The organism is Chelatococcus caeni, assembly GCF_014196925.1.
In the GTDB taxonomy this organism is placed as follows: Bacteria; Pseudomonadota; Alphaproteobacteria; order Rhizobiales; family Beijerinckiaceae; genus Chelatococcus_A; species Chelatococcus_A caeni.
The window spans coordinates 148,013-160,181 of record NZ_JACIEN010000007.1; the positions used below are offsets into that span (position 1 = coordinate 148,013).

At 66.4% G+C, this 12,169-nt stretch carries 14 protein-coding genes; 4 read left to right on the plus strand and 10 right to left on the minus strand.

Annotated features, from left to right (window positions below):
* Nucleotides 1-215 precede the first annotated feature (215 nt).
* A complete protein-coding gene (locus GGR16_RS22305; RefSeq protein WP_019404190.1) occupies nucleotides 216-668 on the plus strand; it encodes a PPC domain-containing DNA-binding protein in 453 nt (150 codons plus the stop codon).
* A 115-nt stretch (nucleotides 669-783) separates the two neighbouring features.
* On the opposite strand, the gene GGR16_RS22310 is transcribed toward GGR16_RS22305, so the two are convergent.
* The 3 genes from GGR16_RS22310 to gstA are packed head-to-tail and all read right to left on the minus strand — an operon-like array spanning nucleotide 784 to nucleotide 2,027.
* Nucleotides 784-1,011: a tautomerase family protein gene (locus GGR16_RS22310; RefSeq protein WP_183318250.1), complete on the minus strand. Its 228-nt coding sequence runs from the start codon at nucleotides 1,009-1,011 to the stop codon at nucleotides 784-786.
* A gap of 12 nt (nucleotides 1,012-1,023) precedes the next feature.
* Nucleotides 1,024-1,401: a nuclear transport factor 2 family protein gene (locus tag GGR16_RS22315; RefSeq protein ID WP_183318252.1), complete on the minus strand. Its 378-nt coding sequence runs from the start codon at nucleotides 1,399-1,401 to the stop codon at nucleotides 1,024-1,026.
* Complete coding sequence (gene gstA / locus GGR16_RS22320) at nucleotides 1,398-2,027, minus strand: glutathione transferase GstA (RefSeq protein WP_183318254.1); 630 nt, start codon at nucleotides 2,025-2,027, stop codon at nucleotides 1,398-1,400. The genes GGR16_RS22315 and gstA overlap by 4 nt, the downstream gene beginning before the upstream one ends.
* Nucleotides 2,028-2,143: 116 nt before the next feature.
* Between gstA and GGR16_RS22325 the strand changes: the two genes are divergently transcribed.
* Both GGR16_RS22325 and GGR16_RS22330 read left to right on the plus strand, forming a co-directional pair.
* Nucleotides 2,144-2,500, plus strand: a complete 357-nt coding sequence (locus GGR16_RS22325) for a winged helix-turn-helix transcriptional regulator (RefSeq protein WP_026015483.1) — start codon at nucleotides 2,144-2,146, stop codon at nucleotides 2,498-2,500.
* A gap of 197 nt (nucleotides 2,501-2,697) precedes the next feature.
* Complete coding sequence (locus GGR16_RS22330) at nucleotides 2,698-4,296, plus strand: serine hydrolase domain-containing protein (RefSeq protein ID WP_183318256.1); 1,599 nt, start codon at nucleotides 2,698-2,700, stop codon at nucleotides 4,294-4,296.
* A 74-nt stretch (nucleotides 4,297-4,370) separates the two neighbouring features.
* On the opposite strand, the gene GGR16_RS22335 is transcribed toward GGR16_RS22330, so the two are convergent.
* A complete protein-coding gene (locus tag GGR16_RS22335) occupies nucleotides 4,371-4,517 on the minus strand; it encodes a hypothetical protein (RefSeq protein WP_156332734.1) in 147 nt (48 codons plus the stop codon).
* Nucleotides 4,518-4,763: 246 nt separating this feature from the next.
* Here GGR16_RS22335 and GGR16_RS22340 point away from each other — a divergent pair, with 246 nt between their 5' ends.
* Nucleotides 4,764-5,729, plus strand: a complete 966-nt coding sequence (locus GGR16_RS22340) for an isoaspartyl peptidase/L-asparaginase family protein (protein WP_183318258.1) — start codon at nucleotides 4,764-4,766, stop codon at nucleotides 5,727-5,729.
* 22 nt (nucleotides 5,730-5,751) lie between these two features.
* On the opposite strand, the gene GGR16_RS22345 is transcribed toward GGR16_RS22340, so the two are convergent.
* From GGR16_RS22345 to gsiB, 6 genes are all read right to left on the minus strand, one after another.
* Nucleotides 5,752-6,618 carry a D-amino-acid transaminase gene (locus tag GGR16_RS22345; RefSeq protein WP_183318260.1) on the minus strand — a complete coding sequence of 289 codons (867 nt, stop codon included), beginning with the start codon at nucleotides 6,616-6,618 and terminating at the stop codon, nucleotides 5,752-5,754.
* 77 nt (nucleotides 6,619-6,695) lie between these two features.
* Nucleotides 6,696-7,511 carry a M55 family metallopeptidase gene (locus tag GGR16_RS22350; protein ID WP_183318262.1) on the minus strand — a complete coding sequence of 272 codons (816 nt, stop codon included), beginning with the start codon at nucleotides 7,509-7,511 and terminating at the stop codon, nucleotides 6,696-6,698.
* On the minus strand, nucleotides 7,508-8,611 hold the full coding sequence (locus GGR16_RS22355) for a DmpA family aminopeptidase (protein ID WP_425486594.1): 1,104 nt from the start codon (nucleotides 8,609-8,611) through the stop codon (nucleotides 7,508-7,510). The genes GGR16_RS22350 and GGR16_RS22355 overlap by 4 nt, the downstream gene beginning before the upstream one ends.
* Nucleotides 8,608-9,513: a glutathione ABC transporter permease GsiD gene (gene gsiD, locus GGR16_RS22360; protein WP_019404201.1), complete on the minus strand. Its 906-nt coding sequence runs from the start codon at nucleotides 9,511-9,513 to the stop codon at nucleotides 8,608-8,610. The genes GGR16_RS22355 and gsiD overlap by 4 nt, the downstream gene beginning before the upstream one ends.
* Before the next feature lie 7 nt (nucleotides 9,514-9,520).
* The gene (gene gsiC, locus GGR16_RS22365) at nucleotides 9,521-10,441 is read right to left on the minus strand and encodes a glutathione ABC transporter permease GsiC (protein ID WP_019404202.1); all 921 of its coding nucleotides are present in this window, start codon (nucleotides 10,439-10,441) and stop codon (nucleotides 9,521-9,523) included.
* A gap of 152 nt (nucleotides 10,442-10,593) precedes the next feature.
* The gene (gsiB, locus tag GGR16_RS22370) at nucleotides 10,594-12,120 is read right to left on the minus strand and encodes a glutathione ABC transporter substrate-binding protein GsiB (protein ID WP_246373252.1); all 1,527 of its coding nucleotides are present in this window, start codon (nucleotides 12,118-12,120) and stop codon (nucleotides 10,594-10,596) included.
* Between the last annotated feature and the right edge of the window lie 49 nt (nucleotides 12,121-12,169).

Consider the following 12,169-nt stretch of genomic DNA (forward strand, 5'->3'; position numbering starts at 1 on the left):
TGCTTGGCCCGCTCATCAGCGCGCGCAGTTCCGCGGCCATATCGGCGATCAGTCGCCGCATCCGTCCAGGCGATATCGCAGCATTCGGCACTTCGTGCGCAGCCATCGGTCATCGGACACCCTCGATCGCCTGGCGCGGAACCAAACGGGATGAGGCCCGTTACAGGACCCATGCCGCCACGCGTCCCCGGTGAAGCACATGGAAGGGAAAAGACATGCAGACGCGCTTGCTTAATGAACAGGCCGGTTTGCGCACCATCCTCGCCGTCTTGAAAACCGGCGAGGAGGTGATGCAGAGCCTGCGGGGTCTGGCAGAGGCTGAAAAACTCTCAGCGGCACAGCTGACGGCACTTGGTGCCTTCAGAAGCGCTGAACTCTCCTTCTTCGAATGGGAGACGAAGGAATACCTGCCGATCCCGGTCGAGGAGCAGAGCGAGGTGGCGGCCATGGTCGGCAACATTGCGCTCGACAGCGAGCGTTCGCCCGTCCTCCACATCCACGCGGTGCTGGGCAAGAGGGACGGTACCGCCGTCGCGGGGCATCTCGCGCGCGCCGAGGTTAGGCCCACCCTGGAAGTGGTGATCACCGAGACCCCCGTCCACCTGCATCGGGTGAAGGATGAGGAGAGCGGACTTCCGCTGATCAGAACCGCCGAAGGCAGCGCGTGACGATCGAACCGTACCGCCGGGCGGCCACCGCATCAGGCTGAGTCACGCCTCGGATCCATGACTCCCCTTTCCGTCGGCGATTACACCCTCATGGGTGACCGCGGAATGGCCGTGCTTATCGAGGCCGAGGGCCCGGGGTCGCGGCGAGCGTTTTCCGGTATTCCGCGACGGGAAGACCACCGACTCCCCAATCTTCCAGCGCGACCTCCTCGATGACGACGAAGGTGGTTGCCGGGTCCTTGTCCAACACGTTCATCAGAAGGTCGGTCACGCCCTTGACGAGCTCGGCCTTCTGTTCCGGCGTTGCGCCTTCGCGCGTGATCTTGATGTTCACATACGGCATGTCGCTCGCTTCCTATGGCTGGCGTTCGATGATCTGAAAGACCTTGGCGATGATCCGCCATCGGCCGTCCGTGCGCACCAAGGTGAGGAAATCGACGAAATCGCGCTGGCCTATCGAGCAGCGCACACGGGCGAACGCGGTATTTTCGCCGGCCAGATCGATGGCGTCGATATGATCGCCCCGCACTTCGTTGCGGGAGGCGGGCGACTGGCGCGCGGCGACGATAGGCACATAGTCTTCCATCGTGCGATAGAGCAGCGGCGTCTCGTCAGCGGTGGCGTAGATCGCCCTAGGATGAAAGGCGCTCTGAAGCTTGTCGACGTCGCAGAAATAGAGTGCGTCGAAATAGTCCTGAAGGACTGCGCAGATGTCGTTCAAGGCCTGGGTCATGCCACGACCTCGTCAGCGATAAGTCCTTCCTGACGCATGGCATCGCGGACAGAGGGCCGGGCCGCGATGCGCGCCACATAGGCCGCCGCATGTGGCCAGCGGGCGAGATCAAACCCGATGAAGCCCGACCAGTTCAGGACGACGAACAGATAGGCGTCCGCCACGGTGAAGCTGTCACCCAGGATGAACTCCCTGCCATCGGCAAGGCCGTGCTCCACATCTCCCATACGCCGGGCCAGGCGTAGTCGGACCGGCTCCTTTTCCGCCTCCTCGAGCGGGTGCCCCCGGAAATAGGGGCCGAATGCCTTGTGCAGCTCGGAAGAGGTGAAGTTGAGCCATTCCTGCAGTCGGGCCCGCTCCAGGGTGCCGTAGGCGGGCGCGAGACCTGCCTGGGGATGGGTGTCGGCAAGGAACTGAAGGATCGCGGGGTTCTCGGTCAGGATGGTGCCGTCGTCCAGTTCGAGAGCCGGCACATAGCCCTTGGGATTGACGGCACGATAATCGGCACCGGTTTCCGTCAGGCCGGCTTCGGTGTCGACCCTCAAGGCATCGTAGGCCAGGCCGATCTCGGTCAGCGCGATCCGCGACGACAATGAACAGGCGCCGGGTTTGAAATAGAGCCGCATGAAAGCCTCCTTGGTTGCGGGGATCGCCGGACACTATTCAGCGTAGTTACCCTTGCCAACCAAGTTTCCGCTGGTTACTAAATAAACGAGTTTCCCTGCAGTAACCGGTCGAGAGCATGAGCCTCAAAGTCCGCAAGAACCGAAGTGCGCCGCCGCCGCAGACCTGTGCTTTGACCGAATGCATGGCGATCATCGCCGGAGCCTGGGCACCGAACGTGATCTGGCACCTGCGCGCGGGTCCGCGGCGCTTCAACGAACTGCGCCTCGACATCCCGCCGATTTCCGCCAAGGTGCTGTCGCAGCGGCTGCGTGAGCTGGAAAGCCGCCGTGTCATCACGCGCACCATCCAGCCAACGAAGCCACCTTCGGTGGAATACGCCCTTACACCGCTCGGCCAGCAACTGGTGCCAGCGCTGGACGCCATCGTCGAAGTCGGCCACAAGCTCAAAGCAGCTGCGCCGCAAGAGATGTGAGTTGCCGCGGAAACGGCTCCGTGACCACGCGCACCGGGACGGATCCAGAGCGGCCCGCCAGCCATGGCTGAACATTGCAACGTTCGAACCCCCCAGCCCATCGATCGGGGAGCAATTCTGCTGCTGGACGCCAAGCGCCAAGCGTCGGATACATTCATCCTGAGGCTGCAGAAACACGATTGCGCTGGGGAGCTGCAATGATCCTGTCACAGGCCGCACGAGCGCGTATTCTTGCGCGTATTCCGGGAAAGCGAAGCATCGCGAAACCTTGCGGCGGTCTGATCGCCGCCGCGTTCGCCACGCTCGCTGCCGTTCATCCGTCCCGAGCCGAAGTCACCGCCGACAAGCTGCACGCGCTCGTGCCGGAGCTCGAGAAGCAGGTTGCCGCCGGGATGGAGGCGCTCTCGGTCCCCGGGCTCGCCATCGGCATCGTCTTCGACGACAAGCTGATCTACAGCAAGGGTTTTGGCGTCAAGACGATCGGCACGAGCGATGCTGTCACGCCCGGCACCATTTTCCAGATCGGCTCGACGACCAAGGCCTTCCTCGCTACATCGCTCGCCCAGGCGGTGGATGCCGGCAAGCTGAAGTGGACCGACCCCGTCACCGATCACATGCCCGATTTCCAGCTCGCCGACCCCTGGGTCTCGCGCGACTTTCGTATTCTCGACCTGGCGGCACAGCGCTCCGGCCTCACGTCTTACGTCAACGATAGCTTGGCGCTTCTCGGCTATGACACGAAGACGTTGATCCGATCCCTGCGCGTTGCGCCGCAGACAGGCATCTTCCGCTCGGATTTTCGCTATCTGAACATCCCGCACGTGGTCGGCGGCGAAGTAGTGGCAAAGGTCGACGCCGCGGCGTCATGGTTCGCGTCGGTCAAGCGGACGCTGCTCGACCCGCTCGGCATGACGTCGACGACGGCCAGCCCGGAAGCCATCATGCAGGCCGCGGACCACGCGACGGGCCATAGGCCCGACGAACGCCCGATCGCGATCCCCTTCCATGTGTCCTTCCCTTATGCGCTCGGCCCGGCCGGCGCCTTCAACTCCAACGTGCCTGACATGGCGCAGTGGCTTCGCCTGCAGCTCGGGCGCGGACATTTCGGGGACAAGGCTCTGGTCTCGCAGGCCAATCTCGACGTGATCTGGACGCCGCGCGTCGCGATGAACGACCGCACGAGCTACGCCGTGGGCTGGGCCGTGGCCGCCACGCCGCGCGGCCGCGTGATCTGGCACAACGGCGGAACCACGGGGTTTGGCGCCCATGTCGGCTTCCTGCCGGATGCGAAGACCGGCATCGTCATCCTGACCAACCTCGGCAGCCCGGCGATGGCGGATGCCGTTGCCCAGTGGTTCTACGACCGTGTTCTCGACAACCCGCAGGTCGACCACATTGCGCTCGCTGCCGCGGCGGCGCGGGAGAGCCGGGAGCGGGAGCGGCAGGACGCTGCGTCATCTGCCACGGGGCCGTTGCCCGCCAATGCGAATACCCTCGCAGGCCGCTACGTCTCGCCGGTCCTGGGTACTGCGTCGGTGGCGATCGCCGAAGGCAAGCTCCGGATGACGCTCGAAGCCACGCAGGCGATCGTCCAGCTCGACGCCAGCAAGGACGATCCGAACGTCTTTTCAGCGCGGCTGTCACCCGAGGGAGTCTATGAACCGATCATCGCCATGACCGGCGATGCGCCCTTCACCCGGATCCGCTTTGAGCGCGACGACAGAGGTGATGTCGTTGGCATGCACTGGCTCAATCCCGCACTGCCGCACGCCTTTGCCCGCGCGCCGGGTCAATAGCGGGGTGAGGCCCGGGGCGCGAGCCGCAGACGTGCTCGTGAGCCCAAGGCAACCGCGACCGCCCTCGCTATCTTTCAGCGAACGACGCCGAGGATGATCGCAAGCGCAAAGCCGAAGGCCAGTGCAAATATGCTGTAAGCGGCCACCATTCGTGCAGTCGCCAGCCAGGCCCTTCGCGCCAACCGCATGGGCCGGGGCACGCTGCTCATGAGATCAGCCATATCGTCCTCCAACCTCCATGCAGCCCGAAACCAACGGGCTGCACGGACCTTTTGTTCCCTGAAGCATCAACTGCCGGCCGTCGCAGGAACGCGGGCGATGAGGATCAACGCCTTCGGGCGTCGGCACTTCTGCGCGCGCAGACGGTCATGAACATCCGCGCCCGAAGTAGTATTGTCGCGGGACGAATCGCGGCTGGCGCCCGCTGCCGGCCCTTGCCGAAAATTCATCCAACAACGAGGTCACTGATGAGGCCGATCGCGCTTGCCATCCACGGCGGCTGTGGTGTCATGGCGAAGCTCGACCTGAGCGAGCAGGAATGGGTCGCCGCCCGCGCCGATCTTGCACGGTCGTTGCAGGCGGGCTGGGCGGTCCTGGCGGGCGGCGGCAGCGCGCTCGATGCGGTCGAGGCCGCGGTGGTGGTGATGGAGGATTCACCCCACTTCAATGCCGGTCATGGCGCGGCGCTCAACGCTGCGGGCGAGCATGAGCTCGACGCCGCCGTCATGGACGGCAGCACGCTGGCCGCGGGGGCGGTGGCGGCCGCCAGGCGCATCCGCAACCCGGTGAAGGCCGCACGCGCCGTCATGGAGAGCGGCGAGGCCGTGATGCTGGCCGGCGGAGCGGCCGACGCCTTTGCGCGCGAGGCCGGCCTCGCCGTCGTCGATCCCTCGTATTTCACCACCGAGCGGCGCCTCGAGGCGCTCGCCCGGATGAAGGCCCGCGCCGCGGCCGGTACGGCGCAACTGGCGAGCGAGGCGGAGAAGCACGGCACGGTCGGCGCGGTGGCATGCGACGGCGCTGGCCGCCTCGCCGCAGCGACCTCGACCGGCGGCTATACCAACAAGCCCGTCGGGCGCGTCGGCGATTCACCCATCATCGGCGCCGGCACCTATGCGCGCGACGGCATCTGCGCCGTCTCGGGCACGGGCAAGGGGGAGTATTTCATCCGCCACGCGGTCGGCCACGAGGTGGCGAGCCGCATGGCCTATCTCGGCGAAAGCCTCACGGCTGCGGCGGCCAAGGTCATCCACGAGGACCTCGCGCCCTACGGCATCGGCGCCGGCCTCGTCGCGGTCGCGGCCGATGGCTCCGTCACGGCACCCTACAACACAGACGGCATGTTCCGTGGCTGGGTGACGGCGGAGGGACGCTTCCATGTCGCGTCCCACGCAGAGGTGTTCGAGGTGACGGAAGAATTCGCCCGGCCTTGAGGCCGGGCGAGAGCGGGGCCGGTCACCGGCCCTCGAGCGCGGCCTCGATGTAGAGCTGGCGCAGCTCGCGGGTGAGCGGCCCCGGGCTGCCGCCGCCGATCGGCCGGCCGTCGATGGACGTGACCGGCATGACGAGGCTGGAAGCGCTGGTGAAGAACGCCTCCTCAGCCGCGAGCGCCTCCTCCACGGTGAAGGGACGTTCGACGAAGGTCAGGCCCTTTTCTGCGACGAGACGCAGCACGGCGCGGCGGGTCACACCCGGCAGCACGGCGTGGGACAGGGGGCGCGAGACGATCTCACCGGCCTTGGTGACGATGAAGGCGGTAGAGGAGGCGCCCTCCGTGACCGTCCCGCCCTCGACCATCCAGGCCTCGTTCACGCCTGCGGCAGCCGCCGCGCGCTTGGCGAGCACCTGGGCAAGGAGAGAGGTCGACTTGATGTCGCGCCGGGCCCAGCGCAGGTCGGGCACGGTGATGACGGCGGCACCCTTCGCCAGCGCTGCACTGGTGCGCACGGACTTTGCCTGGGTGAACATCACCACCGTCGGCGTGAGGCCGGCGGGAGAGAGGAAGTCACGCTCGGCAACGCCGCGCGTGACCTCGAGATAGATGAGGCCCTCCGAGAGATTGTTGCGGGCGACGAGCGCCTGCTGGATCTCCGTCCACGCCTCGCGCGAATGCGGATTGGGAATGTCGATCTCGCCGAGCGAGCGCTCGAGCCGCGCCAGATGCGGCTCGTTGTCGATCAGGTGCCCATCGAGGACCGCCGTCACCTCATAGATGCCGTCGCCGAAAAGGAAGCCGCGGTCCATCACCGGGATGGAAGCGGTCTCGATGGGGAGGAAGGCCCCGTTGACGTAGACAATGCGCGGCGCGGAAGTCTCTGCCATGGCTGGAATGTCCGATCTGTTGGCGGGCGTGGAGCGGAAAGGGAAGATCTGCGTCCTTGCAAGGGGAATGCGGCGCGTCAGCGCAGCATGGTCGACATCGCCGAAAGCGAATTGACGATACGCACCGCCGCCTCGACGGTTGGCGCCTCGAAGCCGATCTCGTCGCCGGAAAGGCGGCTCAGCGTCGGCCACTGACAGAAGAGATCGGCAAGCGCCGGCGTCTGCGTGCGGATGTGCGTCTTGATGGGGCCGGGCAGACGGAACGGCGGCGCTGGCGGGCGGGCGAGCGCCTCCTTCACGCCGGTGCGGATCGCCTCGCGCGCCCGCTCCGGCGAGAGGCTGATGCCGCTGTTGCAGCCGGTGGCGCGCTTGGTCTCGACGAAGACGGTGTGCGGGAACAGCTCGCGGTTCTCGCCGATGAACACGTCATCGCCGCTCGCCATGACGACGGGCGCGCCATATTCGCCGGCAAGCGCGCCGTAGATGCCGGCCTCGCCGAGTTCCAGCCCGTTGAATGCGATGCGGGCGAAGGCGAAGCTGTTGATGGTGTGGGCGAGGATGCCGCGGCCGTGGGCCCGCGAGTGATAGCCGACGAGGCAGACGGCATTCACCCCCTCCTCGACGCCCGCCACCATGCTGAGATAGCGCGGCTTGCCCTGCACGACCCGGGCGCGCGCGTCGAGCCGCTCGGCCGGCATGTTGCGGAAACCGCCGTGGGAATCGTTGACGATGACTTCGCTCGCGCCGGCCTCGAAGGCCCCGGCGACAGCCGCATTCGCCTCTTCCGCCATCAACAGGCGAGCCCGCTCGTATTCGCCGTTGCCGGCGCGCGTCTGCTCGGGGTGGTAGACGCCGGCAACGCCCTCGATGTCGACGGAGATGAGAACCTTCATGCGGTGCGCTCCGAAAGGAGGGAGGGAAGATCGGGCATCAGCTCGAGCAACGCCTGCCGCCGGTGGCCATCACGGCCGGTGACCGTCTCCGCCCGCCACAGCGCATGGATGATGGCCTGCTCGGCACTGTCGGCAACGGCCTGGAACAGCGGATCGATGAGCGCATCGTGCAGCATGGCGATGGCCGGCATGGGGCGAGCCGCATCCTGCGGCAGCGTATAGGCGGTGGAGAAGGCGAGCGCGATGTCGCCGCTGCCGTGGCCGAAGACGGAGCCGGTGCGGGCGAGCCCGGCGGCGCTGCGCAACGAGAGGCGGCCGAGCTGGCGCGTGTCGAGCGGCGCGTCCGTGGCGATGAGGAGGATGATCGAGCCTTTCTCCTGTGCCTCGCCCTCCCCTCCGGCGGCGTCTTCCCTCACGGCGGCGAGCCGCTCGGCGAGCACGGGTCCGATGGCACGGCCGGCGAGGGTGAGCTGCGCCGCCCGGCCGAAATTCGCCAACACCAGCGCGCCGACGGTGAAAACGCGGCCCTTCGCCACCTCGGCGCGGCGCGAGGCCGTGCCGATGCCGCCCTTGACGCCGAAGCTCGCCATGCCGCGCCCGGCGCCGACCGCCCCTTCCGCCACATCCGGGCCGGCGGCGGCGCAGGCGTCGCGGTAATGCGGCTCGCCGACCGCCATGGCCTGGATGTCGTTGAGGTAGCCGTCGTTGCACTCGAAGACGAGCGGATTGACCGTCGGCAGGCGCCGCCCGCATTGCGGATTGGCCGCGATCGTCTGGTGGATCTGCGCCTCGGCCACGGCGGCGACCGAGAAGGTGTTGGTGAGCGCGATTGGCGTCTCGATGACGCCGAGCTCCTCCACCTGCACGAGGCCGATGCTCTTGCCGAAGCCGTTGATCACGCTTACCGCCGCCGGCACCCGGTCGCGGTAGAAGTCCCCCGCGTGCGGGCGCACGACCGTGACGCCGGTCTGCACGGGACCGTCGGCGAGCGTCGCATGGCCGACGCTGACGCCGGCAACGTCGGTGATCGCGTTGCGCGGGCCGGCTGTGAGCGTGCCGACATGCGGCGGGGTGGTATCCCGGACGGACATGATGCTCATTTGCGGTCGATCTTCGGGTCGAGCGCGTCGCGCAGCCCGTCGCCGAGCAGGTTGAAGGCGAGCACCGTGAAGAAGATGGCAAGGCTCGGGAAGAGCGCCACATGCGGCGCGTTGACCATGTCGGCGCGCGCGTCATTGAGCATCGCGCCCCATTCCGGCGTCGGCGGCTGGGCGCCGAGACCGAGGAAGGAGAGGCTCGCGGCCGTGATGATCGAGGTGCCGAGGCGCATCGTGAAATAGACCACGATGGACGAGACGGTGCCCGGCAGGATGTGGCGCACGAGGATGGTCCAGTCGGAAGCGCCGATGCTCTTCACCGCCTCCACATAGGTCATGCGCTTCAGGACCAGCGTATTGCCGCGCACGAGGCGGGCAAAGGCCGGCACGGAGAAGACGGAGACGGCGACGACCACGTTGAACAGCGAGCCGCCGAGAATGGCAACGATGCCGAGGGCGAGAAGAATACCGGGGAAGGCGAAGAGCACGTCGCAGATGCGCATGACGATGCGGTCCCACCAGCCCTCGTAATAGCCGGCGAGGAGGCCGAGCGTCGTGCCGACGAGCCCGCCGAGCGCCACCGAGGCAAGGCCGGTGGCGAGCGAGATGCGCGCGCCCATCAGGATGCGGCTGAAGATGTCGCGCCCGAGCGGGTCGACGCCGAGCCAGTGCGACCACGACGGGCCGGCATTGAGCTGGTCGTAGTCGAAGTAGTTCTCCGGGTCGAACGGCACGATCCACGGCGCCAGCACGGCCAGCAGCGTGAGCAGCGCCACGAAGGTGAGCGCCGCGAGCGCCACCGGCTGGCGGCGGAAGCGGCGCCAGAACTCCCTCAGGGGCGTGCGCACGGCCTCGCCCGTTGTGGCGGAAGCGGGGGAGACGAGCTCGGTCGCGGTATCGGTCATGGCCGGCTCAACTGTAGCGGATGGTGGGGTTAATGACGCCGTAAAGCAGATCCACGACGAGATTGATGAGGATGAATTCGAGCGAGAACATCAGCACCAGCGCCTGGATCACCGGATAGTCGCGCTGCGCCACGGCATCGACGAGGAGGCGGCCGACGCCCGGCCAGTTGAACACCGCCTCGACGACGATGGAGCCGCCGAGCAGGAAGCCGAACTGCAGGCCCATCATGGTCACGACGGGGATGAGCGCGTTGCGCAGGCAATGCTTCAGGATGACGATGCGCTCGTTGAGGCCCTTGGCCCGGGCGGTGCGGACGAAATCCTCATGCAGCACGTCGACGAAGGAGGCGCGCGTGAAGCGCGCCATGACGGCCGCGACCGCCGCGCCGAGCGTCAGCGACGGCAGGATGTAGTGCTTCCAGCTGTCGGCGCCGACGGTGGGCAGCCAGCCGAGCCCGACGGAAAAGATCTGCATGAGCAGCATGCCGAGCGCGAAAGCGGGGAAGGAGATGCCGGAGACCGCCAATGTCATGCCGAGCCGGTCCGGCCAGCGGTTGCGATAGACGGCCGAGGCAATGCCGATCGTCATGCCGAAGATGACGGCCCAGACCATGCTGGTGAGCGTCAACAACAGCGTCGGCATGAAGCGCTCGGCGATTTCGGTCGAGACCGGCCGGCGCGTGCGGATGGAGCGGCCGAAGTCGCCCTCGAAGATATGGGTGAAATAGGTGACGAACTGCTGCGGCAGCGGCTTGTCGAGGCCGAGTTCGCTGCGCACGAGGGCGAGCGTCTGCTCGTCCGCATCCTGCCCGGCCACGAGCCGCGCCGGGTCGCCCGGCAGCATGTGCACGAAGAAGAACACGAGCACCGAGACGATCAGGAGTGTGGGGAGGAGCCCCAACAGCCGTTTGAGGAAATAGTGCAGCATGGTTCCGGATCGGCCTGGGTGGACAAGGGACGAGAAGTGTTGCGGGCGGGCGGCGCTCCCTCTCGCCGCAACGGATCTCGGGCTTGCCCGAGATCCGAATTATTCTTGCGCAAGTCGGGTAAACCCGACTTGCGCGGGGAGGGGGCTACCCTTTACTCCGAAACGGCGATCTCGCTCGCCTCGATGTTGCCGTCGGGCATGACGTAGACGCCGGAGAGACGCTTGGAGGTGGCGTAGAGGTTCTTCTCCGTCACCAGCGGCGCCCACGGCGCGTCCTTGAAGATCTGCTCCTGCGCCTTCTTGTAGAGCTCCGCCTTCTCCTCGTCCTTCACCGAGCGCAGGGCCTTGGCGATATAGGCGTCCACTTCCTCGTTGCTGTAGTAGGCGGTGTTGTTGAGCTTCGGCGGCCAGGCCTCGGTCGACAGCAGCGGCCTCAGCGCCCAGTCGGCCTCACCCGTCGAGGACGACCAGCCGGCGTAGTACATGCGCACCTTGGCCGTCTTCGGATCGGGCGCGGACTGCACCCACTCGGTGCGCTGGCCAGGCTCGAGCGCCTGGATCTGCACCTTGATGCCGACCTGCGCCAGCTGCTGCTGCAGGAACTGGATGGCCTTCTGCGCCGTCGTGGTGGTGTAGGCGCTCCAGAGGATCGACTCGAAACCGTTCGGATAGCCGGCTTCCTTGAGCAGCTCGCGCGCCTTGGCCGGGTCATAGGGCCAGGGCTGCATCTTGTGGGCGTAGAGCACGCCCTCCGGCACGATGCCTTCGGCCGGCGAGGCGAAGCCGTTGAAGGCGACCTTGGCGAGCGCTTCCTTGTTGATGGCGTAGTTGATCGCCTGGCGCACGCGGATGTCGTCGAAGGGCTTCTGCAGCGTGTTGAAGCTGACGTAGCGCTCGATGATCGACGGGCTGATCGTCACGTTGAGCTTGTCGCTCGCCTGCAGGGCCGCCGTCTGCTCATAGGGCAGCGGGAAGGCAAAGTCGGCCTCGCCCGTCTGCAGCATGGCGGCGCGGGTATTGTTCTCCAGCACCGGCTTCCAGGTGATGGAATCGACCTTGGGGAAGTCCTTCTTCCAATAGCCGTCGAACTTCTTCACCTTGACGTAGTCGGTCTGCTTCCAGTCCTCGAAGACGAAGGGACCCGTGCCGACAGGGTTAAAGGCGATGTCCTTGTTGCCGTATTTGGCAAGGGCCGCCGGCGAGATGATCGCGGCCGAAGCGTGGGCCAGCGAGTTGATGAAGGGCCCGAAGGCGTCCTTCAGCGTGATCTTGACGACGTAGGGCGAGACGACCTCGACCTTGTCGATGCGGTTGAACTGGTTGTAGCGGGCGAGCTTGTTTTCGGGATTGAGCACCCGCTCGAACGACACCTTGACGGCTTCGGCGTTGAAGTCGGTGCCGTCGTGGAACTTGACGCCCTCGCGCAGCTTGAAGGTGTAGACGAGACCGTCATCCGAGACGGTGTAGCTCTCGGCCAGCACCGGCCGCACCTTGAGGTCCTTATCGAACTCGAACAGGCCCTGGTAGAACGACTTGGTGACGGCGGTCGTCAGCGTCGTGTTGGTGTTGTAGGGGTCGAGCGTCTCCGGCTGACCGCCGATGGCGAGCACGACATCCTTGGCGGCGAGCGCCGGCGCGGTGCCGAGCATGAGGGCCAGAAGGCCGGAAGCGATTGTCAAACCTCGTGGAAGTGAACTTTTCATTGGAACGGCTCCCGTTGCAGTGAAG

What these genes read in the sequence shown, in the direction of transcription:
- GGR16_RS22315 (WP_183318252.1), bottom strand. Translation starts at nt 1,401, where the DNA reads ATGACCCAGGCCTTGAACGACATCTGCGCAGTCCTTCAGGACTATTTC.
- GGR16_RS22350 (WP_183318262.1), bottom strand. Translation starts at nt 7,511, where the DNA reads ATGAAGGTTCTCATCTCCGTCGACATCGAGGGCGTTGCCGGCGTCTAC.
- GGR16_RS22345 (WP_183318260.1), bottom strand. Translation starts at nt 6,618, where the DNA reads ATGGCAGAGACTTCCGCGCCGCGCATTGTCTACGTCAACGGGGCCTTC.
- GGR16_RS22355 (WP_425486594.1), bottom strand. Translation starts at nt 8,611, where the DNA reads ATGAGCATCATGTCCGTCCGGGATACCACCCCGCCGCATGTCGGCACG.
- GGR16_RS22305 (WP_019404190.1), top strand. Translation starts at nt 216, where the DNA reads ATGCAGACGCGCTTGCTTAATGAACAGGCCGGTTTGCGCACCATCCTC.
- gsiD (WP_019404201.1), bottom strand. Translation starts at nt 9,513, where the DNA reads ATGACCGATACCGCGACCGAGCTCGTCTCCCCCGCTTCCGCCACAACG.
- GGR16_RS22335 (WP_156332734.1), bottom strand. Translation starts at nt 4,517, where the DNA reads ATGGCTGATCTCATGAGCAGCGTGCCCCGGCCCATGCGGTTGGCGCGA.
- GGR16_RS22340 (WP_183318258.1), top strand. Translation starts at nt 4,764, where the DNA reads ATGAGGCCGATCGCGCTTGCCATCCACGGCGGCTGTGGTGTCATGGCG.
- gsiC (WP_019404202.1), bottom strand. Translation starts at nt 10,441, where the DNA reads ATGCTGCACTATTTCCTCAAACGGCTGTTGGGGCTCCTCCCCACACTC.
- GGR16_RS22310 (WP_183318250.1), bottom strand. Translation starts at nt 1,011, where the DNA reads ATGCCGTATGTGAACATCAAGATCACGCGCGAAGGCGCAACGCCGGAA.
- gstA (WP_183318254.1), bottom strand. Translation starts at nt 2,027, where the DNA reads ATGCGGCTCTATTTCAAACCCGGCGCCTGTTCATTGTCGTCGCGGATC.
- GGR16_RS22330 (WP_183318256.1), top strand. Translation starts at nt 2,698, where the DNA reads ATGATCCTGTCACAGGCCGCACGAGCGCGTATTCTTGCGCGTATTCCG.
- GGR16_RS22325 (WP_026015483.1), top strand. Translation starts at nt 2,144, where the DNA reads ATGAGCCTCAAAGTCCGCAAGAACCGAAGTGCGCCGCCGCCGCAGACC.